This is a genomic window from Bradyrhizobium sp. WSM3983 (assembly GCF_000473045.1).
Taxonomy (GTDB): Bacteria; Pseudomonadota; Alphaproteobacteria; order Rhizobiales; family Xanthobacteraceae; genus Bradyrhizobium.
Genome location: NZ_AXAY01000002.1, coordinates 50,418 through 75,545, shown reverse-complemented (window position 1 = coordinate 75,545; position 25,128 = coordinate 50,418). Strand labels below are relative to the sequence as shown.

At 63.9% G+C, this 25,128-nt stretch carries 28 protein-coding genes; 20 read left to right on the top strand and 8 right to left on the bottom strand.

Going from position 1 to position 25,128, the window contains the following annotated elements; translation table 11 throughout:
* Window positions 1–335: 335 nt before the first annotated feature.
* On the bottom strand, window positions 336–1,508 hold the full coding sequence (locus tag YUA_RS0103225) for an MFS transporter (RefSeq protein WP_027529360.1): 1,173 nt from the start codon (window positions 1,506–1,508) through the stop codon (window positions 336–338).
* A 50-nt stretch (window positions 1,509–1,558) separates the two neighbouring features.
* Between YUA_RS0103225 and YUA_RS0103220 the strand changes: the two genes are divergently transcribed.
* The 3 genes from YUA_RS0103220 (at window position 1,559) to YUA_RS43405 (ending at window position 5,365) form a co-directional block, all read left to right on the top strand.
* Window positions 1,559–2,368, top strand: coding sequence for a helix-turn-helix transcriptional regulator (locus YUA_RS0103220; protein ID WP_027529359.1), 810 nt, complete (start codon window positions 1,559–1,561; stop codon window positions 2,366–2,368).
* A 248-nt stretch (window positions 2,369–2,616) separates the two neighbouring features.
* Window positions 2,617–3,969, top strand: coding sequence for a malonyl-CoA decarboxylase (locus YUA_RS0103215; RefSeq protein ID WP_027529358.1), 1,353 nt, complete (start codon window positions 2,617–2,619; stop codon window positions 3,967–3,969).
* 208 nt (window positions 3,970–4,177) lie between these two features.
* Entirely contained in the window at window positions 4,178–5,365 is a 1,188-nt protein-coding gene (locus tag YUA_RS43405; protein WP_051383098.1) for a DUF418 domain-containing protein, read from the top strand.
* 132 nt (window positions 5,366–5,497) lie between these two features.
* Here YUA_RS43405 and tarD read toward each other — a convergent pair whose 3' ends face one another.
* The 5 genes from tarD to YUA_RS0103185 form a co-directional block, all read right to left on the bottom strand.
* The gene (gene tarD / locus YUA_RS0103205) at window positions 5,498–6,667 is read right to left on the bottom strand and encodes a D(-)-tartrate dehydratase (protein WP_027529357.1); all 1,170 of its coding nucleotides are present in this window, start codon (window positions 6,665–6,667) and stop codon (window positions 5,498–5,500) included.
* 3 nt (window positions 6,668–6,670) lie between these two features.
* A complete protein-coding gene (locus tag YUA_RS0103200; RefSeq protein ID WP_027529356.1) occupies window positions 6,671–6,928 on the bottom strand; it encodes a DUF3297 family protein in 258 nt (85 codons plus the stop codon).
* On the bottom strand, window positions 6,925–7,401 hold the full coding sequence (locus YUA_RS0103195; protein ID WP_027529355.1) for a glutathione peroxidase: 477 nt from the start codon (window positions 7,399–7,401) through the stop codon (window positions 6,925–6,927). The genes YUA_RS0103200 and YUA_RS0103195 overlap by 4 nt, the downstream gene beginning before the upstream one ends.
* 2 nt (window positions 7,402–7,403) lie before the next feature.
* Entirely contained in the window at window positions 7,404–8,804 is a 1,401-nt protein-coding gene (locus tag YUA_RS0103190) for an amidase family protein (protein WP_027529354.1), read from the bottom strand.
* Between the two features lie 127 nt (window positions 8,805–8,931).
* On the bottom strand, window positions 8,932–9,189 hold the full coding sequence (locus YUA_RS0103185) for a hypothetical protein (RefSeq protein ID WP_027529353.1): 258 nt from the start codon (window positions 9,187–9,189) through the stop codon (window positions 8,932–8,934).
* A gap of 248 nt (window positions 9,190–9,437) precedes the next feature.
* Between YUA_RS0103185 and pqqA the strand changes: the two genes are divergently transcribed.
* From pqqA to YUA_RS0103150, 7 genes are all read left to right on the top strand, one after another.
* On the top strand, window positions 9,438–9,518 hold the full coding sequence (pqqA, locus tag YUA_RS43400; protein ID WP_007595659.1) for a pyrroloquinoline quinone precursor peptide PqqA: 81 nt from the start codon (window positions 9,438–9,440) through the stop codon (window positions 9,516–9,518).
* A 118-nt stretch (window positions 9,519–9,636) separates the two neighbouring features.
* Complete coding sequence (gene pqqB / locus YUA_RS0103175; RefSeq protein WP_027529352.1) at window positions 9,637–10,566, top strand: pyrroloquinoline quinone biosynthesis protein PqqB; 930 nt, start codon at window positions 9,637–9,639, stop codon at window positions 10,564–10,566.
* 65 nt (window positions 10,567–10,631) lie between these two features.
* Window positions 10,632–11,387, top strand: a complete 756-nt coding sequence (gene pqqC, locus YUA_RS0103170) for a pyrroloquinoline-quinone synthase PqqC (protein ID WP_035970466.1) — start codon at window positions 10,632–10,634, stop codon at window positions 11,385–11,387.
* A gap of 12 nt (window positions 11,388–11,399) precedes the next feature.
* Window positions 11,400–11,711, top strand: a complete 312-nt coding sequence (pqqD, locus tag YUA_RS0103165; protein ID WP_027529350.1) for a pyrroloquinoline quinone biosynthesis peptide chaperone PqqD — start codon at window positions 11,400–11,402, stop codon at window positions 11,709–11,711.
* Window positions 11,708–12,901, top strand: a complete 1,194-nt coding sequence (gene pqqE, locus YUA_RS0103160; RefSeq protein ID WP_027529349.1) for a pyrroloquinoline quinone biosynthesis protein PqqE — start codon at window positions 11,708–11,710, stop codon at window positions 12,899–12,901. The genes pqqD and pqqE overlap by 4 nt, the downstream gene beginning before the upstream one ends.
* Complete coding sequence (gene pip / locus YUA_RS0103155) at window positions 12,891–13,877, top strand: prolyl aminopeptidase (RefSeq protein ID WP_027529348.1); 987 nt, start codon at window positions 12,891–12,893, stop codon at window positions 13,875–13,877. The genes pqqE and pip overlap by 11 nt, the downstream gene beginning before the upstream one ends.
* Window positions 13,878–13,902: 25 nt before the next feature.
* Window positions 13,903–14,586 carry a DUF4286 family protein gene (locus YUA_RS0103150; protein ID WP_027529347.1) on the top strand — a complete coding sequence of 228 codons (684 nt, stop codon included), beginning with the start codon at window positions 13,903–13,905 and terminating at the stop codon, window positions 14,584–14,586.
* Here YUA_RS0103150 and YUA_RS43395 read toward each other — a convergent pair.
* Entirely contained in the window at window positions 14,583–15,299 is a 717-nt protein-coding gene (locus YUA_RS43395; RefSeq protein ID WP_245285093.1) for a nitroreductase, read from the bottom strand. The two genes, YUA_RS0103150 and YUA_RS43395, sit on opposite strands and share 4 nt — an antisense overlap.
* 97 nt (window positions 15,300–15,396) lie before the next feature.
* On the opposite strand from YUA_RS43395, the gene YUA_RS0103140 reads away from it, so the two are divergent.
* The 4 genes from YUA_RS0103140 (at window position 15,397) to YUA_RS0103125 (ending at window position 21,187) form a co-directional block, all read left to right on the top strand.
* A complete protein-coding gene (locus tag YUA_RS0103140) occupies window positions 15,397–16,284 on the top strand; it encodes a LysR family transcriptional regulator (protein ID WP_035970423.1) in 888 nt (295 codons plus the stop codon).
* A 234-nt stretch (window positions 16,285–16,518) separates the two neighbouring features.
* Window positions 16,519–18,318 (top strand): FAD-dependent oxidoreductase, encoded by a 1,800-nt coding sequence (locus YUA_RS0103135; protein ID WP_027529345.1) that lies wholly within the window; start codon window positions 16,519–16,521, stop codon window positions 18,316–18,318.
* A complete protein-coding gene (locus YUA_RS0103130) occupies window positions 18,288–20,135 on the top strand; it encodes a 2-oxoacid:acceptor oxidoreductase subunit alpha (RefSeq protein WP_027529344.1) in 1,848 nt (615 codons plus the stop codon). Before YUA_RS0103135 ends, YUA_RS0103130 begins: the two co-directional genes overlap by 31 nt.
* On the top strand, window positions 20,132–21,187 hold the full coding sequence (locus YUA_RS0103125; RefSeq protein ID WP_027529343.1) for a 2-oxoacid:ferredoxin oxidoreductase subunit beta: 1,056 nt from the start codon (window positions 20,132–20,134) through the stop codon (window positions 21,185–21,187). Before YUA_RS0103130 ends, YUA_RS0103125 begins: the two co-directional genes overlap by 4 nt.
* Before the next feature lie 205 nt (window positions 21,188–21,392).
* Here YUA_RS0103125 and YUA_RS0103120 read toward each other — a convergent pair whose 3' ends face one another.
* Entirely contained in the window at window positions 21,393–21,977 is a 585-nt protein-coding gene (locus tag YUA_RS0103120) for an STM3941 family protein (RefSeq protein WP_027529342.1), read from the bottom strand.
* Between the two features lie 197 nt (window positions 21,978–22,174).
* On the opposite strand from YUA_RS0103120, the gene YUA_RS0103115 reads away from it, so the two are divergent.
* The 6 genes from YUA_RS0103115 to YUA_RS0103090 all read left to right on the top strand — a co-directional run bounded on the left by YUA_RS0103115 (window position 22,175) and on the right by YUA_RS0103090 (window position 24,991).
* Entirely contained in the window at window positions 22,175–22,795 is a 621-nt protein-coding gene (locus YUA_RS0103115) for a hypothetical protein (protein WP_027529341.1), read from the top strand.
* A 41-nt stretch (window positions 22,796–22,836) separates the two neighbouring features.
* Window positions 22,837–23,286 carry a DsrE family protein gene (locus YUA_RS0103110; RefSeq protein WP_027529340.1) on the top strand — a complete coding sequence of 150 codons (450 nt, stop codon included), beginning with the start codon at window positions 22,837–22,839 and terminating at the stop codon, window positions 23,284–23,286.
* Window positions 23,287–23,538: 252 nt separating this feature from the next.
* Entirely contained in the window at window positions 23,539–23,862 is a 324-nt protein-coding gene (locus YUA_RS0103105; protein ID WP_027529339.1) for a helix-turn-helix transcriptional regulator, read from the top strand.
* Window positions 23,859–24,290 (top strand): SRPBCC domain-containing protein, encoded by a 432-nt coding sequence (locus YUA_RS0103100; RefSeq protein ID WP_027529338.1) that lies wholly within the window; start codon window positions 23,859–23,861, stop codon window positions 24,288–24,290. Before YUA_RS0103105 ends, YUA_RS0103100 begins: the two co-directional genes overlap by 4 nt.
* A 45-nt stretch (window positions 24,291–24,335) precedes the next feature.
* Window positions 24,336–24,554: a hypothetical protein gene (locus YUA_RS0103095; protein ID WP_027529337.1), complete on the top strand. Its 219-nt coding sequence runs from the start codon at window positions 24,336–24,338 to the stop codon at window positions 24,552–24,554.
* Entirely contained in the window at window positions 24,551–24,991 is a 441-nt protein-coding gene (locus YUA_RS0103090) for a DUF1801 domain-containing protein (protein WP_027529336.1), read from the top strand. Before YUA_RS0103095 ends, YUA_RS0103090 begins: the two co-directional genes overlap by 4 nt.
* The last annotated feature ends 137 nt before the right edge of the window (window positions 24,992–25,128 follow it).

The following is a 25,128-nucleotide window of genomic DNA, read 5'->3' as shown; positions in this document are numbered from 1 at the left end:
TCGCGCGGCGGGTTAAGGGGCGAAAGTCGAAAACAACCCCATGCGCAGTAGAGATCAGGTCGAAAAAGCTTGAGAAATTTCGGTCTTACCGAAATAACTTGCTCCGTCGGGCAAAACACCGGCATGATGGCATCATGGAGGGTGTGCGCGACGCGGTACGACGTCCCCCCCGCCTCTCCGGCGTTACGCCTCGCTCGTGCCCCGGACGCAGCGCAGCGTCACTTCGGCGGTGCGCTGCAGAGCCGGGGCCCATGCGAAACGGGAATTCGCAGCCCCTGGGTCCCGGCTCTGCGCCGCAACGTTCACGCGTTGCAGCTTGTCCGGGACACGATAGCTCACGCCGCCGCCAGCGTCCTGATCTCGCGCGGCAGGATGATCGCTGCCGCAATCGCCAGCAGGCAGAGCGCAGCAAATGCGTGCAGCATGGTGACGAAGCCGCCCTGCTCGTAGAGCCAGGCGACCAGGCCCACTGACGCGCCGGCCGCGGTGAAGCCGATGAAATAGCGCACCGCATAGGCCCGCGAGCGCCATTCCTCGCTGGTGTATTTTCCGACCATGGCGTCGTTGACCGTGACCTGCCCGAACGCGCCCATGACGATGCCGATCGAGACCAATATCAGCGGCAAATTGCTCAGGCTCGCGGCGAGATAGAGGAACGGCGCCAGCATGAAGGACAGCGGCAGCGCCACCGTCTTCAGCGAATAGCGGTCGAGCAGCCGGCCGATCGTGTACTGCGTCATCGCGCCGAACACGTAGACGCAGGCCGCGATGACGCCGAGCAGCGCCGGGCTCTTCGTCAGGTCCGCGAGCCGCTCCGCAAACAACTTCGGTAGCGCGACAGTGACGGCGTTGAACGTCGTGGAGATCGCGATCACGACGATCAGAAGCGACAGCACCACGCGCCACATGTCCTGCTTGGCGACGCGCGCCTGTGCCGCCGCCTGCTTCGAGCCCTTGCGGTCCTCATGCACGACCAGCATCGCAAACGCGATGCCGATCAGGATGGTGACGATGCCGGGGACGATGAAGGCGAAACGCCAGCCGAGATACTGGCCGATCACGCCCGTGACCAGCGCCGACGAGGCAACGCCGAGATTGCCCCAGACGCCGTTGATGCCCATCTCGCGGCCGAGCCGGTCGGCATAGGACACGATCATCGCGGTGCCGACGGGGTGATAGATCGAGGCGAAGACGCCGATCGCAAACAGCGCCGCGCCGAGCTCGACCTGTGTCTGCACGAAGCCGACCGAGATCATGGCAAGGCCGATGCCGACGAAGAAGATCAGCATCATGTGGCGGCGGCTCCAGCGGTCCCCTAACCAGCCGGTGAGCAGCGAGCCGGCGCCGAAGGCGATGAACCCCGGGGTCGCGTAGGGAAGCAGTTCCGAATAGGCCATGCCGAGCGCCGGCCCCATGATGATCACCGCGGCGGCGAAGATCAGCATCGCATAATGGTCGATGAAATGGCCTGCGTTGACGAAACTGATGACCCGGCTGGGGCTGTTCATACGAATCCTCTCCTGCTCCGAAATGAGTTATATGTCTTGGCCATGACGGGATGCTGCCAATGACTGTCGTCGAAACGCCAATCCTGAGGGAGGTCCGGGGCAACCACCGCTCCACCGCGGGCGTGCATTTGGTCGCGCGCGATTATCCGAAGGGCATGCGGCTCGACCCGCACATGCACCGCGAGGCGCAGCTGGTCTATGCCGCGAAGGGCACGATGCAGGTGACGACGCCGGGGGGACGGTGGCTGGTGCCGCCGGACCGGGCGGTCTGGGTGCCGGCCGGGCTCGAGCATGCCCTCGATCTGCTTGCCGACATCGAGATGCGCACGCTGTATTTCGACCTCGCCTGGCTGAAGCGCGAGCAGCGCTACGAGGGACTGACCAAGGAGTTCGTGGTGCGGGTGTCGCCGCTGCTCAATCAGGCGATCCTCGCTTTGTTCGACGCGCGCAACACCGAGGAACGCACCGAGCTGCTGGTCCGCCTGGTGATGCTGGAGCTGCACGAGGCCGAGGATTCCGCGACCTTCGTGCCGCTGCCGCACGAGCCGCGCTGCCGGCGCGCCGCCATGATCGTGCTCGACGATCCCACTGGGCTACACGATATCGACACGCTGGCACGCGAGGTCGGAACCTCCGCGCGTACGCTGTCGCGGCTGTTCTCGACAGAGACACAACTGACCTTCAAGAGCTGGTGCCAGCGCGCGAGGATTGCGGCGGCGATCCAGCGGTTGTCGACGGATGCGAGCGTCTCGGTGAAGCAGCTTGCGACGCAGCTCGGCTACGCCAGCGTGCCGGCTTTTTCGGCGGCCTTCCGTCAGGTGACGGGACGGACGCCGACGGAGTTTGCGGGGAAGGTGTAGCTGTTGCTCCGCTCTCCGTGTCATCGCCCGGCCTTGCTTGACCGGGCGATCCAGTACGCCGAGACGGCGCGGCTAGAACCGAGACGCCGCGGCGTACTGGATGCCCCGGTCAAGCCGGAGCATGACAGTGTACCGTGAGGCGCATGGCCTAACTAAAGTTGCCAAATTCGCCTGCTTGATTGTGATCGGCTTTCGCCTAAATCCCATGTAAGCTTCCGCATTGCACAAACCCGGATTCGAAAAGCCAAATGGCCAATGCCTTCTTCTCTGACCTGCTCGCCACAATTTCCGAGCGCGGCCGCACGCTGCTGCGCCGGCGGGATTCCGCTGACACCAGGCAGGATGCCGAGGGGCTGATCGAGCTCTGTGGCGCGCTGCTGTCGGGTCGGGGCGAGGCCTCCGGCACCGCCATGGCGCGCGAAGTGCTCGACATCTACCAGGAGTTGGATGCGGCAGGACGGCGCGCCTTCTTCGAAGGACTGGTGCGCGATTTCGGTCCGGATCGGGAACGGCTATCCAAGGCGATCGAGAAATGGCGCGCCGAGCCGAGCGACGAGGACGCAAGCTCGCTGCATTTCGCCTCGGAACCGCGGCGGCAGGAGCTGATCCGCCGTCTCAACCGCGCGCCGGGCGGCACCGGCGACCTCGTCGCCATGCGCGCCGATCTGTTGGGCATGATGAACGGACACACCGACTTCGCCGCGCTCGACCGAGACGTCTCGCATCTTCTCTCTTCATGGTTCAACAGGGGGTTTCTCGTGCTGCGCCGGATTGACTGGTCGACCCCGGCCAACATCCTCGAAAAGATCATCCGCTATGAAGCCGTGCACGAGATCAGCGACTGGGACGATCTGCGCCGCCGCATCGATCCGGTCGACCGCCGCTGCTACGCGTTCTTCCATCCCGCGATGGTCGACGAACCCTTGATCTTCGTCGAGGTGGCGCTGACCGAAACCATTCCGGGCGCGATCGCGCCGCTGCTCGCCGTCGATCGCCAGTACCTTCCCATCGAGAAGGCGCGCACCGCCGTGTTCTATTCGATCTCCAACACCCAGCGTGGGCTTGGCGGCATCTCCTTCGGCAGCTTCCTGATCAAGCAGGTGGTCGAGGAGCTCCGCCGCGAGACGCCGAAGCTCGACACCTTCGTGACGCTGTCGCCGGTGCCGGGCTTCATGCCATGGCTGAAGCAGGACAAGGATCTGCCGCTGTCGGACGAGGACCGCGAGATCCTCAAGCGCCTCGACGATCCCAAATGGTACGAGAATCCCGAGACGACCGCGCAGCTGCGCAGCCTGATCGAACCGCTCGCCGCGCACTACTTCCTAAGGGCGCGCACGTCGAAGGGCCGCCTGATCGATTCCGTCGCCCGCTTCCATCTCGGCAACGGCGCCCGGCTGGAGCGCATCAACTGGCTCGGCGACCTCTCGCCGAAGGGTCTGCGCGAGTCCGCCGGCGTGATGGTGAACTACCTCTACCGCCTCGACGACATCGAGAAGAACCACGAAGCCTACGCCAATGACGGCGAGGTCGTGGCGTCCAGCGCGGTGAAGAAGCTCTTGAAGGGCGAAGGGCGACGGTTGCTGGATATGCGGCTGTCGTAGCGACAACATCGGTGTCATCGCCCGGCTGGGCGATCCAGGTATTCCAGAGGCCAGCGTTAGAGAACTCGCTCTCGCCACATCCGCCGCGGCGTACTGGGATGCCCCGATCAAGCCGGGGCATGACAGCGGGATTGTGGATGCGCCCGCTCGCAATGACGTAGAATGTGGCGGCATCTCGCCGCCCGGCTACGACGGAATTCAGACCGCGATGACCTCCGATAGCGCCGTAATCCCCAGGCCGACGCCCTCCTCGGAGCGGATCGACGCCATCGACGTGCTGCGGGGCATCGCCCTGTTCGGCGTCATGGCCATCAACATCGTCATGGAATTTCGCGTTTCGATCTTCGACCAGTTTCTGGGTCCCCGGATGCTGGCGTCGCCGGTCGATCGCGCCATTGAAGCGATCCTGACCCAGGCCGTCGAACTCAAGGCGTTCGCGCTGTTTTCGCTGCTGTTCGGCGCAGGCCTTGCCATTCAGTTCGACCGGCTCGCGACCAGCGAGCGCCGCACTGTGCTGCTCGTGCGCCGGCTCGCCGTTCTGCTGGTGTTCGGCATCATTCATCTGTGCCTGATCTGGAACGGCGATATCCTCACCGAATATGCGCTGGCCGGATTCATCGTGCTGCCGTTGCTGTTTGGTCCGCGCTGGCTGCTGACGCTTGCCGCGCTGGTGTCTCTCGCGCTGTATCTGGCCATGCAGGCCTTTCCGCCGGCCGGATTGTTTCCGAGCAGGGCCGCGATCTGGCAGGACGTCATGGATGCCAATCGCATCTATGCGACGGGCGGCTTCCTCGACGTGCTGGCGTTTCGCTTCCGCGAAATTCCCCTCATCGCCTCCCTGCACGCGTTCGTCTTCCTGCGCACGATCGGGTTGTTTCTCGTCGGCGCGCTGGCCTGGCGCAGCGGCATTCTGCAGAATGTCCGCGCCCTGTTCGCCATCGCGATTCCCGCCATCGGCCTCGGTGCAGCCTTGCTTTATCGCGGCAGCGAGCCGCTCGGCACCATCCTGCTCGCGCTGGGCTATGGTGCCGGCATCCTCGGCATCGCCCATTTCGAGCGCGGCAAGAAGTTGCTTGGCTGGGCCGCGCCGCTCGGCCGGATGGCCTTCACCAACTACGTCGCACAATCCATTATCTTCGGTTGGATCTTTTACGGCTACGGCCTTGGCCTGTTCGGCCGGCTCGGCATCACCCCGGCCCTCGCCATCGGCATCATCGTCTATGCCGGACAGTTGCGCTTCAGCAAATGGTGGCTGCGCCACTACCGCTACGGCCCGCTCGAATGGCTGTGGCGGTCGTTGATGTATGGGGTACGGCAGCCGATGGTGCTGGCGGAGATGGCCTTGCGAACTCAGCTGTCGTCCCGGACAAGCGAAGCGCAGATCCGGGACCCATAACCACAGGATTTGATTTGGCGAAGGCTCGGAGTGACCAGCGCGCGCCATAACCACTCCCTGGGGTTATGGGTCCCGGCCTTCGCCGGGACGACACTGTATATTTGGCGCGGCCGTCGTGCGCCAATGCGCCCGCTACTCCGCCAGCGCCTTCATCTCCTTGTAGAGATCGGACTTGCCCTCAAAACCGATGCCCGGGAGATCCGGCATGGTGATGTGGCCGTTCTCGACGCGGACACCATCCGGGAAGCCGCCATAGGGCTGGAACAGATCGGGGTAGCTTTCGTTGCCGCCGAGGCCGAGGCCGGCGGCGATGTTGAGGGACATCTGGTGGCCGCCGTGCGGGATGCAGCGGCTGGGCGACCAGCCGTAGGTTTTCAGGACTTCCAGCGTGCGCTGGTATTCGCACAGGCCATAGGAGAGCGCGCAGTCGAATTGCAGCCAGTCGCGATCGGGGCGCATGCCGCCGTAGCGGATGAGATTGCGGGCGTCCTGGTGGCTGAAGAGATTCTCGCCTGTGGCCATCGGGCCGGGATAGAATTCGGCAAGTGCTGCCTGCAGCGCGTAGTCGAGGGGATCGCCGACTTCCTCGTACCAGAACAGCGGATAATCGCGCAGCATTTTTGCGTAGGCGATGCCGGTCTCGAGATTGAAGCGGCCGTTGGCGTCGACGGCGAGCTGCGCGTCCTTGCCGATCTCCTTCAGCACCGCCTCGATGCGGGTGCGGTCCTCGTCGATATCGGCGCCGCCGATCTTCATCTTCACAACGTTGTAGCCGCGATCGAGATAGCCGCGCATCTCGCCGCGCAGCATCGAGAGATCCTTGCCGGGATAGTAATAGCCGCCGGCGGCATAGACGAAGACGCGCGGATTGGCTTTGACGCCGTGGCGCTCGGCCAGCAGACGGAACAGCGGTTTTCCTGCGATCTTCGCCACCGCGTCCCACACCGCCATGTCGATGGTGCCGACCGCGACCGAGCGCTCGCCATGACCGCCCGGCTTCTCATTGGTCATCATCGCGCCCCAGACCTTGTCGGGGTCGAGATTGTCACCGGCCGCATTCAACAGCGACTTCGGATCGGCCTCGGTGATGCGCGAGGCAAAGCGCTCGCGGATCAAACCGCCCTGCCCGTAGCGGCCATTGGAGTTGAAGCCGTAGCCGACGACGCGCTTGCCGTCGCGCACGACATCGGTGACGACGGCAACCAGGCTCGTCGTCATCTTGGTGAAGTCGATATAGGCGTTGCGGATCGGCGATGAGATCGGTTTTGTAATTTCGCGGACGTCGACGATGCGGACGGACATGACCTACTTCTTGTCCCTGAAATACGGCTCGACCGGGCCATGCACCTTGATGGTCAGCTGATTGCCGTAGCGATCCTTGGCATTCCCTGCGGCGACGCGGACCCAGCCTTCGCTGATGCAGTACTCCTCGACATTGGTCTTCTCGACGCCCTTGAAGCGGATGCCGACGTCGCGCGACAGGATGTCCGCGTTGTAATAGGGGCTGTTCGGGTCGACCGACAGGCGGTCCGGAAATTCGTCGCTCATGATTGTCTCGCTCATAACAGGGTCTCGATCTTCTGCCGCAATCCTTCCGGCCGCGCGGTCGGCGCGTAGCGCGCGATCACGTGGCCGGCACGGTCCACCAGGAATTTGGTGAAATTCCATTTGATGGAGGCCCCCAGCAGGCCGGATTGCTGGCGTTTCAGGTACTCATACAAGGGGTGCGCGTGGGCGCCGTTGACGTCGACCTTCTCGAACAGCGGAAAGGTGACGTCATAGTTGGTCGAGCAGAACGCCTGGATCTCGGCTGCCTGCCCCGGCTCCTGCGCGCCGAACTGGTTGCAGGGAAAGCCGAGCACCGAAAAGCCGCGCGGCGACAGATCGCGATGCAGATCCTCAAGCGCGCGATATTGCGGCGTGAAGCCGCATTTGCTCGCGGTGTTGACGATCAGCAGCACCTGCCCCTCGTAGTGGCGCATTGGCACCTCCTCGCCGAGAAGCGAATTGGCCTTGAAGTCGTAGATCGCAGACATCGCTAACCCACAGGGTCGATGGGCGACGGCGGCACACCACCCGCCTCGATCGCTTCGCCGGCGAGCAGGCACAGATCCTCGCGGTAGCGGCCGGAGACGATGTGCACGCCGACCGGCGCCTTGCCGACGAGGCCGGTGGAGACGACGAGACCCGGCAGCCCCATGAAGGGCGTCGCGATCTGCGGCAGCTGCGCCTCCCAGACGCGCTCGAAGGAGGCTGCGTCCTTGCGGTCGAGATGGTCGGGGAACGGCAGCTCGCCGGAGACCGGCGTCAGCACGACGGCGTATTTCTCCAAGAACAGCATCCAGTCGCGGGTCAACGTGGCGCGGCGGGTCAGCGCCTGCGCGTAATTCGCCTGGTCCATCGGCGTGACCTTGGCGCGGTTGCCGCGCAAGCACGCCAGCGCGCCGGGATCACCCTCGCGCTCGGCCATTTCGAGCTGCGCCTCGTAGGCATCGCCGAGCCAGAGCTTGCGCTGCCACTCGACCGCTTCGCGCATCGGCGGGGTGTTTTCGATTCCCTCGACGGTCCAGCCGGCACGCTCCAGCCGCTTGCCGGCGTCGGTCACGGCGGCCTTCACCTCCGGCGTGGTCGCAAGGCCATCCGGGTTGAGGCAGATCGCGGCGCGCTTCGGCACTGCCGGGCCTTCCAGTGGCGCCGGCACATACCAGGGATCGCGCACGTCGCGAGCGGACATCGCGGCGAGCGAGATCCGCAAGTCGTTGACGGTGCGCGCGAGGGGTCCCGAGACCGCCATGATCTGCGGGCCGATCGGGCGTTCCGGCAGCGCCGGATTGAAGGCCGGGATGCGGCCGAGCGTCGGACGCAGGCCGTGCACGCCGCAGGCATAGGCGGGATAGCGGATCGAGCCGGCGATGTCGGTGCCGTGGGCGATGTGGCCGATGCCGGCCGCAACCGCGGAGCCGGCGCCGCCGGACGAGCCGCCCGGCGTCAACGCGGCGTCGCGGGGGTTCTTGGTGTCGCCATGGACGAGGTTGGTGGTGAACCAGCGATAGGAGAAGGCCGGGCAATTGGTGCGCCCAAGGAGAACCGCGCCGGATTTGCGGAAATTGGCGACCACCGGATTGTCCTCGCGCGCAATCAGGTCGCGCTGGAGTTTCAGGCCGTTGGTGGTGGCAAAGCCTTCCTGGTCGACATTGGCCTTGATGGTGACGGGCACGCCGGCCAGCATGCCGGGGTCCTCTCCCCGCGCGATGGCGGCATCGACGGCGTCAGCCTGCTTGAGCACGTCCTCGGGCCGGTGGTCGATCACTGCGTTGAGCTTCGGATTGACGGCGTCCAGGCGGTCGAGGCCGGCCTTGGCCGCCTCCCGGGCGGACACTTTCCTGGATTTGACGAGGGTGGCGAGGTCGGCAGCCGACAGGCGCCAGAGATCTTGCATGACGTGCTCCGTGTGACCGGCGTCTTTTAGCGCCGGGAACGCGGCAAAGCCATGCGGATTTCGCAGGGACGAAGGTGGTGGTTCACCTCTCCCGCAGGGAGAGGTGGCACCGCTGCATCGGCCACAGCTAATGCCGCGTCGCGGATTGGTCCGGAATGTCCAGCAGGGCCTCGCTGAAGGGAAACTCCAGCACGATATCACCGTCGTTGTCGGTCACTTCAATGACCGCTTCGAGCAGCGCCGGCTGGGTCCCCTCGGATTTCAGCACCTCCAGGATCATCTGGCGGGCGACCTCCCAGGCGCGGTCCGGATTGCGCAGATCCTCGCCATCGGGATCCACGATCAATTCATCGCCGATACGGGTGTTGAAGAAGTATTTGGGCATCACAAGATCCAGCTAAAGTCGCCTGTATCGGATTGAAAGCCGCACTGCACTCACAACTGCTTTATCAGGACAGGGTTCGCGACCGAATGCGCCATGCGCAAGGCGGCATCACCAGAACTGATGTTCCACCATCATTTTTCGCGACGCAACATGCCTTTCTCGGGAAGATTTCACTAGCGAACTTCCACGCCCGCATTACTTTAACCGGCGGGCGGATACGTCCGGATTTGCGACAATGGAGAGCCAAAATGGCCTGGAAAGCCCCCAAGATCGTCGAAGTGCCCTGCGGCATGGAAATCAACATGTATGTGAGCGCCACCCGCAAGTAAGCGGTTGGTGAGTACGCGTTCTGCGCAGGTGGGTCTTTCGGTCACGAATCGTTTCCGGAAGTCAGGAATTGTGTCGGCGTGAGATCCACCTCGCGACGTTGCCTCCAGGAGACGTAACATGCTTCGCGTCGTCGTCCTGGGCGCCGGGGCGGGCGGCGGAGTCCCGCAATGGAATTGCGGTTGCGAGGGCTGCCGGGCGGCCCGTAGCCACGGCCATGAGCTTTATCGAACCCAGGCCTCGGTTGCCTTCAGCGGCGACGGCGAGCACTGGTTTCTGATCAACGCCTGCCCCGACCTTCGCCAGCAATTGAATGCCACGCCGCAGCTGCATCCGAAGGCCGGCGCACTGCGCCATACCCCGATTGCGGGCGTGATCCTGACCAACAGCGAAGTCGATGCGGTCGCGGGCCTGTTGTCGATGCGCGAGGGCTCGCCCTTCACGGTCTATGCGCATGAGAAGGTGCTGGCGATCCTGAAGAGCAACAGCATCTTCAACGTGCTGAACGAGAAGAACGTCAAGCGTCAGCCGATCGGAATCAGCGAGCCGTTTGAGCCGCGCCTCACCGATGGTGCACGCTCAGGGCTGGAGGTGCTGGCCTTCGCCGTGCCGGGCAAGTCGGCCTGGTATCTTGAAGGCAAGGCACATCCCGGCGGCGAGAGCGGCGACGGCGATACGCTGGGCCTGAAGGTCACCGACAAGGCGACCGGCAGGTGCTTCTACTTCATCGCCGCCTGCGCCGAGGTTACCGATGCGCTCAAGGCCGAGATCGACGGCGCGGCGCTGGTGTTCTTCGACGGCACGGTCTGGCAGGACGACGAGATGATCAGGGCCGGGCTCGGCCACAAGACCGGCAAGAGCATGGGACATGTCGCGATGTCCGGCGACGATGGCGCGATCGCGCGGCTGGCCGATCTCACTATCGACAGGAAGATGTTTCTGCATATCAATAACTCGAACCCGGCGCTGCTGCCGACCTCGCCTGAACGCAAGACAGCCGAGGCGGCGGGATGGCAGATACCAGCCGACGGAACGGAGATCGTGCTGTGAATGCCGCGTCCATGACTGGCAAGACACTGACTGGCAAGACACTGACTGGCAAGACACTGACTGGAATGACTGCGCTCTCGATCGGCAAGGACCTCAAGCTCACCAGCGCCGAGGAGCTGGAGGCGACGCTGCGCCACATCGGCGCCACGCGCTATCACAGCCTGCATCCGTTCCATAAGCTTCTGCACGGCGGCAAGCTGAACAAGGGCCAGGTGCAGGCCTGGGCGCTGAACCGCTACTATTACCAGAGCACGATCCCGATCAAGGACGCGGTGGTGATCTCGCGCTTCCGCGACCGCGCTACGCGGCTGGAATGGCGCCACCGCATCGAGGATCATGACGGCGATGTCGGCAGCGAGGGCGGCATCGAGCGCTGGCTGAAGCTGACCGAGGGCCTCGGCCTCGACACGGCCTATGTGGAATCCACCGAAGGCATTTTGCCGGCAACGCGCTTCGCGGTGGAAGCTTACGTGCACTACTGCCGCGAAAAAAGCCCGCTGGAGGCGATCGCCTCTTCGCTGACCGAATTGTTCGCGCCGAACCTGCACGAAGAGCGCATCTCCGGCATGCTGGAGCATTATGACTTCGTCAATTCCGACATCATGAGCTATTTCAAGCGACGGCTGGCGCAGGCGCCGCGTGATGCCGGCTTTGCGCTCGACTATGTCAAGGCGCATGCCACGACGCCGGAGCAGCGCGCGCAGGTCTGCAACGCGCTGATCTTCAAGACCAACGTGTTGTGGGTGCAGCTCGACGCGCTCCAGCACGCCTATGTCGAGGGCAACATTCCGCCGGGCGCGTTCGTGCCCAAAGCGAGCTGAGGGATCAGAGCAATGGCCGGGCCGCGGAACATCAGCGTCAGCGAGGCAAGTCGCCCCGTGCTGCCGCGGCATGCCAAGCTGAAATACGACGAGACGCGGAAAGTCTGGGTGATCCTGGCGCCGGAACGCGTACTGGCGCCGGACGAGATTGCCGTCGAGGTCTTGCAGCTCTGCGACGGCGAGCGCAATGTCGGCGACGTGTCCGACCAACTGGCGGCGAAATACGCAGCCCCCCGCGAGGCGATCCTGGCCGACGTCATCGTCATGCTGCAGGGTCTCGCCGACAAGGGCTTCCTCACCGAAGCCCGGGAGAAGACGCCATGAGCGATGTGCTCCCGATCATCCCGCCTGATAGCAGCGACAGCCTCGCGGTGCTGGAGAAGAGCCGCTCGACGGCCGAGACCTTTGGCATTCCGCTCGCGGTGCTGCTCGAGATCACCCATCGCTGCCCGCTGCAATGCCCCTATTGCTCCAACCCGGTCGAGCTCGATCGTTCCGGCAAGGAGCTGACCACAGACGAGTGGAAGAAGGTGCTGAGCGAGCTCGCCGAGATCGGCGTGCTCCAGGTGCACTTCTCCGGCGGCGAGCCGACGGCGCGGAAAGACCTCGTCGAGCTGGTGAAGCATGCCAGCGACGTCGGGCTCTACACCAACCTCATCACCTCGGCCGTGCTGCTGACGCGCGAGCGGCTGAGCGAGCTTGCCGATGCTGGCCTGTGCCACGTGCAAATCTCTTTCCAGGGCATCGAAGAAGGCCTCGCCGACCGTGTTGCCGGCCACAAGGGCAGCCATCGCAAGAAGCTCGAAGTGGCAAAGTGGACGCGCGAGCTGGACCTGCCGCTCACCGTGAATGCGGTGATGCATCGCCAGAACATGCACCAGCTTCCCGATATCATCCAGATGTCGATCGATCTCGACGCCGACCGCTTAGAGGTCGCCAATGTCCAATATTACGGCTGGGCGCTGAAGAACCGCGCCGCGCTGATGCCGACGGTGGCGCAGCTCGATGAGTGCACCCGCATCGTCGAGGAGGCTCGCGAGCGGCTGAAGGGCCGGCTGACGATCGACTACGTCGTTCCCGATTATTACGCGTTGCGGCCGAAGAAATGCATGGGCGGCTGGGGCCGCCAGTTCTTCAACATCTCGCCGGCCGGAAAGGTGCTGCCCTGCCACGCCGCCGAGAGCATCACCGGGCTCGATTTCGAGTCGGTGCGCTCCAACCATTCGATCGCCTGGATCTGGCAGAACTCGGACGCCTTCAACCACTATCGCGGCACAGGCTGGATGAAGGAACCGTGCAAGACCTGCGAATTCCGCGAGATCGATTTCGGCGGTTGCCGTTGCCAGGCCTTTGCGCTGACGGGCGACGCCGCCAACACCGATCCGGCCTGCGCGCTGTCGCCGCTGCACGAGACCATCTTCAAGCAGGCCGAGCGCGAGGCCGAGGGCGAGACCAACCGCTTCCTCTATCGCAACTTCGCCGGCGGCACTCTGGAATCCGAGAATGGTGCCTGACGCCGACGCGGCCAACTCAGTCAGACGCGCCGATCCCTTTGCGCCGCTGACCTCCGACATGCTCGACGTCGGCGACGGCCATGAGCTCTATGTCGAGAGCGTCGGCCGCGCCGATGGCATCCCCGCGATCTATCTGCATGGCGGACCCGGCAGCGGCTGCCAGCCCGATCATCGCCGCCTGTTCGACCCCGATCGCTTCTGCGCCGTGCTGTTCGACCAGCGCGGCTGCGGCCGCAGCCGCCCGAAGGGATCGCGCGAACACAACACCACGGCGCATCTGATCGCGGACATGGAAAAGATCCGCGAAAAGTTCGGCATCACGCGCTGGATGGTGGTCGGCGGCTCCTGGGGCGCGACGCTGGCGCTGGCTTATGCGGAGGCCCATCCCGAGCGCGTCTCAGGCATTGCGCTACGCGCGACTTTCCTGGGTACACAGGCAGAAGTCGAGACGGCCTTCACCTCGCGCCTGGCGCAATTCTATCCCGCGCTTTGCGAGGATTTCCTGAGCGTGCTACCGCCGGAGGAACGCGCGCGACCGGTGGAATCCTATTATCGCCGCATCCTCGATACTGACCCGGCCGTGCATGGACCGGCGTCGCGCGCCTGGCACGACACCGAGCGCGCCTTGTCTGAACACAAGCCCGCGAAAACGCGGATCGATCTGCCGTCGCTGAACGTGTGGCGCACGCTGCCTGCGACGCCGTTCATGGAGGCGCATTATTTCGTCAACAATTCCTTCATGAGCGAAGATCAGTTGTTGCGAAACGCGACCCGGCTCGCCGGCATTCCCGGCATCATCGTGCAGGGCCGGTACGACCTGCTGTGCCCTCCTGAGACATCACAGCGGCTAGCGAAAGTTTGGCCGGGTTCCGAGATTCGGATCGTGGAAGAAGCCGGACATTCGCTCTATGATGCCGGCGTGAGGGACGCGGTCATGAAGTCGATCGCCGACCTCGCGTCGAAGGCCGCGCGTTAACGCGCGAAAAAAGGACAACAAGAAAATGCCGCTCGCCGGGAAAGGCATGCTGCTGACGTCGATGAACATCGATGCAGCCGACGAAGCCGAGTTCAACCGCTGGTACGATCGCGAGCATCTGGAAGAGCGCGTTGCGATCGAGGGGTTCCTGGAAGCGCGCCGTTATGTCGCGTACGCCGCCAATCCCAAATATCTCTCGCTGTATTCGACTGCGACGCTCGACGTGCTCGACAGTCCCGCCTACCGGACGCGGCTCGCGAACCAGACCGAATGGTCGCGGCGAACCATGGCGCATTTCAAGAACATGCTGCGCGTGGTCGCGCGCATCACCATCAGCAAGGGCGCCGGTCGTGGCGCCGCGCTCGGCCTCGTGCGGCTGCGGCCGACACCGGACAATGCCGGCGCTTGGCGTGATGCACTGCAAGAAAAGCTGTCGCCCGGAGAGCGCGAAGGCGTGGTCTCGATGCATCTGCTCGAGAGCGAGCCGGAATTGTCGGGCGCGACGGCGGACATTCCAGCGGTGCGCAACGAAGGCGCGCGCGACTGGTTCGTGCTGATCGACGGCACGCGTGTCGGTGCAGTCTCGGCTGTCATCGCCGAACGCTTCACCGGCCCTGCCGCCGCGCCCTTTTCGCTGCCGGTCTCGGTCGGCACTTACTGCCTGATGTGGGACCTCGCCAAAGGCGACTTGCCGCGACCACGCGCCTAGCCGATCGCCTCCGCCTTGGTCGCGCTTGTATCGGCGTCTGTGAATCCCCGCAATTCCGCAATCTCCTCGAACGACGCGCGCTCGGTCACGAGGCCATTGATCGGGTGCGCCGCGTCGGCAAAGCCGAGCGAAACTCCGCAAAACACGATGAACTCCCCCGGAAGAGCAAGGTGCGCGCGCACCGTCTCGTGCATTGCCGCCCACGCGGCTTGCGGACAGGTCGCAAGCCCCCGTTCGTGCGCGAGCAGGAGGATCGATTGCAGGAACATGCCGACATCGGCCCACTGGCCCTGCTCCATGCTGCGGTCGATCGACAGGATCATGCCGACCGGAGCGCCGTAGAAGTCGAAGTTGCGTGCGAACTGCATCAGCCGCGCCATCTTGTTCTCGCGCGCAATGCCGATCGTGCCATAGAGATCCTCGGCGCATGTGATACGTCGGCGGTTGTAGGGATCCTTCAGATTGGCGGCGTAGATCCTGTATTCCGAACCCTCTGCGGAGGGATTGGCGGCAAGGCTTTGCCGCACTGCGCCCCTCAGGCGGTCGAGGTCGGCCCCTGCCATCACGCTAAGCCGCCAGGGCTGCATGTTGCTCGACGACGCGGTACGGCGGGCGATCATGATGATGTCGCGAATGGTGTCGACCGGAACCGGTTTGCTCAAATAGGCCCGCGCCGAACGGCGCTCGAGCATCGCCTGGGTCACGTTGATCATGAATGCAGCCCTCAATGAATAACTGGCTGCGCAGGCTTATTCTGGCTATCATCGGATTAATACGGCAGGATTTCGATATCATAAATTCGTCAATTGCATGAATGGGCCTAACTTTCAGGAAGCAGAGGCGTTTCTCACGGTCGCCGACCGCGGTGGGTTCGGCGCGGCCGCGCGCGAACTCGGCGTCACGCAGTCCACCGTCAGCCGGCGCATCGCCTCGCTCGAGCTGCGCATCGGCAAGCGGCTGGTCGAACGCACCACCCGGCGGGTCGGCCTGACGCAGGCAGGTCTCGCCTTCGCCGCCGATCTGCGCGACGTGCTGACCCGGCTCGCCGAGGCCGAGGGACGCGTGCAGTCGGAAGGTGGCGAACCGGAAGGCCTGCTGCGCATCACCATGCCGACGGCCTACGGCCGCACCACAATCGTGCCGCGGCTGGCGGCCCTTGCCAGACGTCATCCGCGGCTCCGGCTCGAGCTTGATCTGTCGGATCGTTACGTCGACATTCTCGAGGACGGTTTCGACGTCGCGATCCGGATCGCCGAGCCGACGCAGTCGGGCCTCGTGGCCGCGTGCATCGATCGCTTCACGCTGCACATCTGCGCCGCTCCGCAATATCTCGCCCGGCACGCGCCAGTCGCCTCGCCGCAGGATCTTGCCGATCACAGCTGCATCGTGCAGCGAACCTACGCGCCGCGCACCAACTGGCGATTGGAGTGGTCTGGCAAGACCGTCGAAATCGAAATCATGCCACGGATCATCGCCAGCGACATGATGGCGGTGCGGTCGCTGGCGCTGGATGGCGCCGGCATCGCCGTGCTGCCATCGTATCTGGCGCGCGGCGATCTTGCGTCCGGCGAGCTCGTCGAGGTTCTCACTGACGCGGGCTTGCCAACGATGAACGTCTTCGCGGCCTGGCCGCATCATCGGGCAAATCTGTCGAAGATCGCCGTTCTCGTTCAGGACCTCCGATACATCGCCGGCTGACGTTCCAGCACGCAGCGCACATGCTGCATCGCCGCATAGTGCGCCCCTGTTAATGCTACGAGCGCGCAGCTCCCATGAAAGCAAGGGATCGCGAATATTTGCCGTTGTACTTCGGAGTGGTTCTAATAAGCTAACCCAATGACGTCATTCAGAAACCAGATCGCGGCGCGTTAAGCGTTCGACAAGCTCAAGAAAAGGCCGCCGGGTCTTTGGGCCTGCGCGGACAGGGTAGGAATGAAACCGACCGATATCGCGGCCCCCGACTACTTTCATAAAGTGGTCGACTGCCAGTGGGCCTGTCCTGCGCACACCCCGGTTCCCGAATACATCCGACTGATCGCACAAGGCCGCTACAGCGACGCCTATATGATCAATTGGAAATCGAACGTGTTTCCCGGAATTCTGGGACGCACCTGCGATCGTCCATGCGAGCCGGCGTGCCGGCGCGGACGCGTCGAGGAAACGCCGGTGGCGATCTGCCGCCTCAAGCGCGTCGCCGCCGACTTCAAGGACGACATCAAGCAGCGCCTGCCTCACCCCACGGCGAAGAATGGCAAGCGCGTCGCGTTCGTCGGTGGTGGCCCGGCCTCGCTGACGGTGGCGCGCGATCTCGCGCCGCTCGGCTATCACTGCACCGTGTTCGACGGCGATCCCGAAGCCGGCGGCATGATGCGGACCCAGATCCCGAAATTCCGCCTGCCCAATTCGGTCATCGACGAGGAGACCGGCTACATCCTCAATCTCGGCGTCGAATTCAAGGGCGGCCACCGCATCGAGAGCATGAAGGCGCTGCTTGCAGAGAAATACGACGCGATCTTCGTGGGCTCCGGCGCGCCGCGCGGCCGCGAGCTCGACATTCCCGGCCGCAAGGAAGCAGCTGCCCACGTCCATATCGGCATCGACTGGTTGTCCTCGGTGTCGTTCGGCCACACCGACAAGATCGGCAAGCGCGTGATCGTGCTTGGCGGCGGCAACACCGCGATGGATTGCTGCCGCACCGCGCGTCGCCTTGGCGGCGAGGACGTCAAGGTGATCGTGCGCTCGGGCTTCGAGGAAATGAAGGCCTCCCCCTGGGAGAAGGAAGACGCGATCCACGAGGACATCCCGATCATCAACTTCCTCGTCCCCGTCGCCTTCATCCACGACAACGGCAAGCTCACCGGCGTCACGTTCCAGAAGGTGAAGGCCGAATACGACGCCAGGGGCAAGCGCAACCTGGTGCCGTCGGGCGAGCCGGACCAGACCATCGAATGCGACGACGTGCTGGTCGCGGTCGGCCAGGAGAACGCATTCCCCTGGATCGAACAGGATTGCGGCATCGAGTTCGACAAATGGCACATGCCCAAGGTCGATCCGAAGACCTTCGTCTCGACCAACCCGAAAGTGTTCTTTGGCGGCGACGCCGCATTCGGGCCGAAGAACATCATCTGGGCCGTGGCCCAGGGTCACGACGCCGCCCTGTCGATCCACAAGCTGCTCTCGGGCGAGGACATCACCGAACGGCCGCTGCCGGAGGTGCATGTCTCCTCGCAGAAGATGGGCATCCACGAATGGAGCTATGACAACGACATCTCCAACGACAAGCGCTTCAAGGTGCCGCATCGCGACAAGGTGATCGCGCTGAAGGACATCCGCACCGAGGTCGAGCTTGGCTATGACGTCAAGCTCGCGTTGGGCGAAGCCGAGCGTTGCCTGAACTGCGACGTCCAGACGGTGTTCTCGACCTCGCTCTGCATCGAGTGCGATGCCTGCGTCGACATCTGCCCGATGGACTGCATCACCTTCACGCCAAATGGCGAGGAAGACGATCTGCGCCATCGCCTGAAGGCGCCCTCGCCGCATCCCGACCAGGACCTCTATGTGTCCAGCGACCTCAAGACCGGCCGTGTGATGGTCAAGGACGAGGACGTCTGCCTGCATTGCGGGCTGTGCGCCGAGCGTTGTCCCACCGGTGCCTGGGACATGCAGAAATATTTCATCGAGATGACCTACGCAGGTTCGACATGTCCGACAAAAAGCCGATCAGCAGCGTAAACGACTTCGTCGTCCGCTTCGCCAACGTCAACGGCTCGGGCTCGGCCAGCGCCAACGAGATGTTCGCGCGCGCGATCCTGCGCCATGGCGTACCGGTGTCGCCACGTAATATCTTCCCCTCCAACATCCAGGGCCTGCCGACCTGGTATGAGGTGCGCGTCACCGAAGACGGCCATCTCGGCGCCCGTGGCGGCGTCGACATGATGGTGGCGATGAACCCGCAGACCTGGGACAAGGACGTTGCCGGCATCGAGCCCGGCGGCTATCTGTTCTACGATTCCACCAAGCCGATGCCGTCGACCAGATTCCGCAACGACATCACGGTGATCGGCGTGCCCTTAACCGCCATCACCAACTCGACCTATACCGATCCGCGCCAGCGCCAGCTGTTCAAGAATATCATCTATCTCGGCGCGCTGTCAGCGTTGCTCGACATGGACCCGAAGCTGATCGAGCAGCTGATCGGTGAGCAGTACAAGGGCAAGGAGAAGCTCTTGTCCTCCAACGTCCACGCGCTCCACTTGGGGCGCGACTGGGCGCTGCAAAACCTGAAATGTCCTCTCGGACTGCGCATCAAGAAATCCGACAAGGTCGGCGACCGCATCTTCATCGAAGGCAACAGCGCCGCTGCGCTCGGCGCCGTTTATGGCGGCGCCACCGTGTGCGCCTGGTATCCGATCACACCGTCGTCCTCGGTGGCGGAGGCCTTCACCGCTCATTGCAAGAAGTACCGGCACGATCCTGAGACGGGCAAGGCGAAATACGCCATCGTGCAGGGTGAGGACGAACTGGCCTCAATCGGCATCGTGATCGGCGCCTCCTGGAACGGCGCCCGCGCCTTTACCGCAACCTCGGGCCCGGGCATCTCCCTGATGACCGAATTCATCGGCCTCTCATACTTCGCCGAGATCCCGGCCGTAATCATGAACATCCAGCGCGCCGGCCCTTCCACGGGCATGCCGACCCGCACCCAGCAATGCGACATCATCGCCTGCGCCTATGCTTCGCATGGCGACACCAAGCATGTGCTGCTGTTCCCGGAAGATCCGGCCGAAGCCTTCGAGTTCGCGGCCGCCGCCTTCGATCTCGCTGAGCGGCTCCAGACCACGATCTTCCTGATGCTCGATCTCGACATCGGCATGAACCACAGGCTCTGCCGCCCGCTGAAATGGGACGATGCCAAGCAATATGACCGCGGCAAGGTGATGACCGCGGAAATGCTGGAAGAGGGCCGCGACTTCGGCCGCTATCTCGACGTCGACGGCGACGGCATTCCCTACCGCACCTATCCCGGCACGCACCCGACCAAAGGTTCCTATTTTACCCGCGGCACGTCGCGTGATCGTTATGCGCGCTATTCCGAGGAAGGCTCGGTCTATGCCGACAACATGCAGCGTCTCGTGCGCAAGTTCGAGACGGCGCAGGACCTGGTGCCGCGACCGCTCCAGGCCAACGCGGAACGACCGACCAAATACGGTGTGATCTATTTCGGCTCGACCTCGCCCGCGATGGACGAGGCGATCGGATTGCTGGAGGCGCGCGGACATCAGCTCGACCGCCTGCGCATCCGCGCCTTCCCGTTCCACTCCAGCGTCGCGAGCTTCCTCGCCGAGCACGACTTCGTCTATGTGGTCGAGCAGAACCGCGACAGCCAGCTCCGTCAGCTCATCGTCAACGAGAACGGCATCGATCCCGTCCGTCTCGTGCCGATCGTGCATTATGACGGCACTCCGATCACCGCCCGCTACATCGCAAAAGCCATTGGCGACCACCAGGATCACCTCAAGGTGACCCCGCTCCGCAAGGCCGTGTCATGACCTATATTGCCAAGCCGAAATTCCATCATCCCGGGCTGAAGAAGAACGAGCTCGGCTACACGCATCGCGATTACGAGGGCAAGATCTCGACGCTTTGCGCCGGCTGCGGCCATGACTCGATCACGGCGTCGATCATCGAGGCCTGCTACGAGCTCTCGATCGAGCCGCACCGGGTGGCGAAGATTTCCGGCATCGGCTGCTCGTCGAAGACGCCGGACTACTTCCTCGGCAATTCGCACGGCTTCAACTCCGTGCACGGCCGCATGCCGTCGGTCTTGACCGGCGCCAATCTCGCCAACCGCGATTTGATCTATCTCGGCGTCTCCGGCGACGGCGATTCCGCCTCGATCGGCTTCGGCCAGTTCGCGCATTCGATCCGGCGCGGCGTCAACATGACCTATATCGTCGAGAACAACGGCGTCTACGGCCTGACCAAGGGCCAGTTCTCGGCCACCGCCGACCGCGGCTCGAAGTCCAAGAAGGGCGTGACCAACACCGACAACGCCATCGACCTCGTCGCGATCGCGCTGCAACTGGGTGCGACCTTCGTCGCGCGCTCGTTCTCGGGCGACAAGAGCCAGCTCGTGCCGCTGATCGCGGCCGCGATCGGCCACAAGGGTGCGTCCTTCATCGACGTCATCAGCCCCTGCATCGCCTTCAATAACCACGCCGGCTCGACCAAGAGCTTCGACTATGTGCGTGAGCACAATGACGCCGTGAACCGGCTCGACGTGCTGGTCGGCCGCGATCCGATCGCGGTGGACTACGCGCCGGGTACGGTGCAGGTGGTCGAGCAGCATGACGGCAGCAAGATCGCGCTGCGCAAGATCGACGCCGATTACGATCCGCATGACCGGCTCGGCGCCCAGACCTTCCTCGCGAAGCACGCCGCCAAGGGCCAGATCGTCACCGGGCTGCTCTACGTCGATCCCGACGCGGAAGATCTGCACAGCCATCTCAACACGGTCGAGACGCCGCTCAACACGCTGGAAGCGGACACGCTCTGCCCGGGCTCGGCGGTGCTGGACAAGATCAACGCCAGCCTGCGGTGATGCGCGACCTCCCCTCCCCCAACAGAGATAGGGTGCCGGAAGAGTTCGGCCTGCATGGTTCGAGACGCCCGCTTTGGCGGGCTCCTCACCATGAGGGTCTGATATCTTGCCGCAAAACGTGACCTCATCCTGAGGGCCCGCCGGAGGCGGGCGTCTCGAAGGATGGCCGCAGACAAGAGTCTGGGCCGCACCGATCTTGCTAAATCTAGCTGACAGGCTCGGGCTTAGCCTCAGGCTCCGGCACTGAGTGGTCCACATGGGCCGGTCGTCCGGCGCCCCAGTATTGCTTGCATGTCTCGAGCAATGTTTCGATGTTCATGGTCAGGCCGCCCGCATTGACGATCACCCCGTCGGCGCCAAGGGCCTTGTTCATCATCGACAAGGCCTGCGTCAGAAAGCTGCCGGAGAATCGCTGGGCGACAAGGGGATCGACCTTGAGCACCACGAACTTCTGCGCGCGCTGCTCGAAGAGCGTGATCTTCCGCACCGCGCTCCAGGCGATGGTCTCATCGGCGAGCCTGGTGTCGCGAATGCCGACGCGGCTGATGAAGACCACCGGCTGCCTGGCTGAGGTCAGCCTCCAGAGCATCCGGCAGGTGGCAAGGCCGAAAAACACCGCGCCGATATAGCAGGCGGCGACCTGGAACGTGGTGACGTTCTTGCCTTCCTGCCAGGTGAATGCGAGCACGGCACAGAGCAGCGTCAGCAGCAGGCTGCCGCCGAAAAACATCAGCAGCCGGCCCCGGGGATAGCCGATCGCAAGATTGGGCAAGTTCTGACTTTCGGACATTTTTCACCGCCTCCAGCCATTTCAGACAACCCGGGGTTTATCCGCGCCCCTCCTTTGCAAGGGTTAAGCCTGGAACCTTGCGCGAGGCTGCCGGCAGGAATGCAGTTGAACGCGCGGCGCGCGGCTTGCGACTAACGGCAAGTTGGCCCCCACCGTCCCGATGCGGGCCGTCCACGGCTGACATGCCCGGTGCGATCATGAAGCTTGCCCTCATCCTTCCGCTAGCGCTTGCCGCCTTCATCGGCGCCGCCCGGGCCGATGAGGCCGACGACATCCGCGAGGCGAGCAAGACCGAAACCGAGGCCTTCAACGCGCGCATCTATGCGGGCACGCCCGGCAAGACGGCCTATGCCTGCTTCGTGCGCCGCTACGATGCCGAGCACCTGGCGCGGCATCCGAAGCAGAAGGTCGCCGCAATGAAGCTGCTGGTCTCGGCGGAGATCGACAGCGAGGACAAGCAGCTCCACAACTCCTTCCGGCTCGGCTTCCGGTATCGTCACCGCAGCGGCGATTTCGACTCCAGCGGCTCCTGTCACCACGTGGTGTTCACCAAGGACGGCGGCGAGGTCCGCCTCGGCTGCGGCGTCGATTGCGAGGGCGGCGGCATCGGCGTCGCGCTCGCGAAGGACGACAAATCGGCCATCGTGCGGCTCGCGAGCGTCAGGGTCTGGCTGCACAACAGGCCGGACGAGGAGGCCGAGCGGTCGCTGGTCGCAGGCCACGACGACGGGATTTTCCGGCTCGATCGGACCGACAACAGCGAGTGCGCCGCGCTCGTGACCGACCGCAAGGAACTCGCCGCACTCCGCCACAAGTGATAAGCCCAACGGCAAAGCCGGTCGCTGCGAGGGAGGTCGCCATGAACCGCCGGACCATCTTGTGGAGCACCGTCTCGGCGCTGGGCGCAGCGTTTGCGGCCTCGCGCGCCAAGGCTGCAACTGAAGCGACCAGATCAGACAAGCTGAAGGTCGTCTATCACCTCAGCGACGCCGACAAGGTCAATTTCGTGCTGGGCAATATCCAGAACCACATCGACGGCGTCGGCGGCCCCGACCAAGTCACGATCGCGCTGGTGATCCACGGGCCGGCGTTGAAGGCGTTCCACTCCGCGCAGGCCAACCCGGATATCAGCAAGCGGATCGGCGATTTCTCAAAGGACGGCGTCGAGCTCGCCGCCTGCGGCAACACCATGAAGGCGCAGAACATCACGCTGACGGATTTGCTGCCGGGATTCGTCAGTGCGGAGAAGGGCGGCGTGGTTCGTTTGGCCGAGCTTCAGTCGCAGGGGTATCTGTATTTGCGGCCGTAAGGCGCGCGCCGCGAATTCGGTACGCTCCCTCCCCCGCGTGCGGGGGAGAGCTGGGGAGGGGTGTCTCTGCAACCGAGAACCCCCAAGAGGAGAAAGCCCTCACCCGGCGCTTCGCGCCGACCTCTCCCGCAAGCGGGAGAGGCAAGGTAGAGGCCGCGGATAGTCGTCCCAACTCACCTTCATTGCACGCTTGACTTACCCATAACTCCCTGGTTATGAATTAATCCATAACCTACGAGTTATGGATTTCGCATGTCCGCCGCGCACGACCTTCTGTTCAGGACGCTCGCCGACCCGACGCGGCGGGCGATCTTCGAGCGGCTGTGCCGCGAGGGCGAGCAGACGGTCGGGGCACTGACGCTGCGATCCGGCGTTTCCCAACCGGCGGTCTCAAAACATCTCGGCGCGCTGAAGCAGGCGGGCCTGGTGCGCGACCGCCATGAAGGACGCCAGACCCATTACAGCGCGCAGCCGGGTGCGCTCAATCCGCTGATCGACTGGACCAGCCAGATGGCGGGCTTCTGGCAGAACCGGCTCGATGCGCTCGACGATCTCCTGAAGAGGATGGACCAATGACTGACGCTGCGACCGAAACCCGTTCCGTGGTCATCGAGCGGGAATTTAGCTATCCGCCGGAGCGGCTGTGGCGCGCGCTGACGCAGCCGCATCTGATCGAGGAATGGCTGATGAAGAACGACTTCAAGCCGACCGTCGGTCATCGCTTCAATCTTCGCGGCGAATGGGGCGGCGTGCTGGATTGCGAGGTGCTCGCCATCGAGCCGCAGCGCTCGCTCGCCTACACCTGGAATTTCACGCATGAGGATGCGGCCTACGACCTCAAGAGCGTGGTGACGTTCACGCTCACTCCGCAAGGCACAGGCACGCATCTGCGCGTCGAGCAGGCGGGCTTCCGTCCGAGCCAGAAGCAGGCCTATGGCGGCGCGCATGCCGGCTGGAAGCAGTTTTTCACCAAGCTGGACCAGCTGCTGGCGCGGGCGGAATAGCCCGGTCACTGGCGTCCATTCCCGACATACTCACAGGAGACCTAAATGAGTTCGAACATGTGGATTCGACAAATCCATCGCTGGCTGTCGATTGCTTTCACGATCGCGGTGATCGCCAACATCGTTGCGCTGACCATGCAGATTCAGGCGACGTGGATCGGACTGCTGGCCTTCGTGCCGTTGATCCCGTTGCTCGCGACCGGGCTTTATATGTTCGCGCAGCCCTATCTTGGTCGTCGCAGCGTTAACGGGGCGAGATCATGACGAAAGCCGTGACCGCAAAGAAAAGCAGTGCAAGGGACGCGGACGTGCCGTCGCCCTCCAAGATGATCGACGGCAGGATCAAGGAGCTCGGCGACTGGCGCGGCGAGACGCTCAAGCGCATCCGCGCCCTGATCAAGGAGGCCGATCCTGAAATCGTCGAGGAATGGAAATGGCGCGGCGTTCCCGTCTGGGAGCACGACGGCATCATCTGCACCGGCGAGACCTACAAGGCCGTCGTGAAGCTGACCGTTGCCAAGGGCGCGGCGCTGGACGACCCGGCCGGCCTGTTCAATTCCAGCCTCGACGGCAATGTGCGGCGCGCGATCGACATTCGCGAGGGCGAGAAGATCAACGAGAAAGCATTGAAGGCGCTGATCCGCGCGGCCGTGGAGCTCAACGCGTCCAAGGCGAAGAAGCCGGCGAAGCGATCGGCTTAGAGCACCATGGATTCACATTGATCGCTGTTAGCAGCCGCGGGCTCGATAACCTCTCCCGCTTGCGGGAGAGGTCGGCGCGTAGCGCCGGGTGAGGGCTTTCTCCTCTGGGGGAAACCCACTGCGGAGACACCCTCTCC

Bases quoted from the DNA above. Each gene is read 5' to 3' on its own strand.
- YUA_RS0103200 (WP_027529356.1), bottom strand. From the start codon at position 6,928: ATGAGCGAGACAATCATGAGCGACGAATTTCCGGACCGCCTGTCGGTC.
- YUA_RS0103090 (WP_027529336.1), top strand. From the start codon at position 24,551: ATGACGAAAGCCGTGACCGCAAAGAAAAGCAGTGCAAGGGACGCGGAC.
- YUA_RS0103195 (WP_027529355.1), bottom strand. From the start codon at position 7,401: ATGTCTGCGATCTACGACTTCAAGGCCAATTCGCTTCTCGGCGAGGAG.
- YUA_RS0103120 (WP_027529342.1), bottom strand. From the start codon at position 21,977: ATGTCCGAAAGTCAGAACTTGCCCAATCTTGCGATCGGCTATCCCCGG.
- pqqD (WP_027529350.1), top strand. From the start codon at position 11,400: ATGGCCGGGCCGCGGAACATCAGCGTCAGCGAGGCAAGTCGCCCCGTG.
- YUA_RS43395 (WP_245285093.1), bottom strand. From the start codon at position 15,299: ATGATCAACGTGACCCAGGCGATGCTCGAGCGCCGTTCGGCGCGGGCC.
- YUA_RS0103150 (WP_027529347.1), top strand. From the start codon at position 13,903: ATGCCGCTCGCCGGGAAAGGCATGCTGCTGACGTCGATGAACATCGAT.
- YUA_RS0103095 (WP_027529337.1), top strand. From the start codon at position 24,336: ATGAGTTCGAACATGTGGATTCGACAAATCCATCGCTGGCTGTCGATT.
- YUA_RS0103105 (WP_027529339.1), top strand. From the start codon at position 23,539: ATGTCCGCCGCGCACGACCTTCTGTTCAGGACGCTCGCCGACCCGACG.
- tarD (WP_027529357.1), bottom strand. From the start codon at position 6,667: ATGTCCGTCCGCATCGTCGACGTCCGCGAAATTACAAAACCGATCTCA.
- YUA_RS0103130 (WP_027529344.1), top strand. From the start codon at position 18,288: ATGTCCGACAAAAAGCCGATCAGCAGCGTAAACGACTTCGTCGTCCGC.
- pip (WP_027529348.1), top strand. From the start codon at position 12,891: ATGGTGCCTGACGCCGACGCGGCCAACTCAGTCAGACGCGCCGATCCC.
- YUA_RS0103140 (WP_035970423.1), top strand. From the start codon at position 15,397: ATGAATGGGCCTAACTTTCAGGAAGCAGAGGCGTTTCTCACGGTCGCC.
- YUA_RS0103125 (WP_027529343.1), top strand. From the start codon at position 20,132: ATGACCTATATTGCCAAGCCGAAATTCCATCATCCCGGGCTGAAGAAG.
- YUA_RS0103220 (WP_027529359.1), top strand. From the start codon at position 1,559: ATGCTGCCAATGACTGTCGTCGAAACGCCAATCCTGAGGGAGGTCCGG.
- YUA_RS0103185 (WP_027529353.1), bottom strand. From the start codon at position 9,189: ATGCCCAAATACTTCTTCAACACCCGTATCGGCGATGAATTGATCGTG.
- YUA_RS0103190 (WP_027529354.1), bottom strand. From the start codon at position 8,804: ATGCAAGATCTCTGGCGCCTGTCGGCTGCCGACCTCGCCACCCTCGTC.
- pqqC (WP_035970466.1), top strand. From the start codon at position 10,632: ATGACTGCGCTCTCGATCGGCAAGGACCTCAAGCTCACCAGCGCCGAG.
- YUA_RS0103100 (WP_027529338.1), top strand. From the start codon at position 23,859: ATGACTGACGCTGCGACCGAAACCCGTTCCGTGGTCATCGAGCGGGAA.
- pqqA (WP_007595659.1), top strand. From the start codon at position 9,438: ATGGCCTGGAAAGCCCCCAAGATCGTCGAAGTGCCCTGCGGCATGGAA.
- YUA_RS0103135 (WP_027529345.1), top strand. From the start codon at position 16,519: ATGAAACCGACCGATATCGCGGCCCCCGACTACTTTCATAAAGTGGTC.
- YUA_RS43405 (WP_051383098.1), top strand. From the start codon at position 4,178: ATGACCTCCGATAGCGCCGTAATCCCCAGGCCGACGCCCTCCTCGGAG.
- pqqE (WP_027529349.1), top strand. From the start codon at position 11,708: ATGAGCGATGTGCTCCCGATCATCCCGCCTGATAGCAGCGACAGCCTC.
- YUA_RS0103225 (WP_027529360.1), bottom strand. From the start codon at position 1,508: ATGAACAGCCCCAGCCGGGTCATCAGTTTCGTCAACGCAGGCCATTTC.
- YUA_RS0103110 (WP_027529340.1), top strand. From the start codon at position 22,837: ATGAACCGCCGGACCATCTTGTGGAGCACCGTCTCGGCGCTGGGCGCA.
- pqqB (WP_027529352.1), top strand. From the start codon at position 9,637: ATGCTTCGCGTCGTCGTCCTGGGCGCCGGGGCGGGCGGCGGAGTCCCG.
- YUA_RS0103215 (WP_027529358.1), top strand. From the start codon at position 2,617: ATGGCCAATGCCTTCTTCTCTGACCTGCTCGCCACAATTTCCGAGCGC.
- YUA_RS0103115 (WP_027529341.1), top strand. From the start codon at position 22,175: ATGAAGCTTGCCCTCATCCTTCCGCTAGCGCTTGCCGCCTTCATCGGC.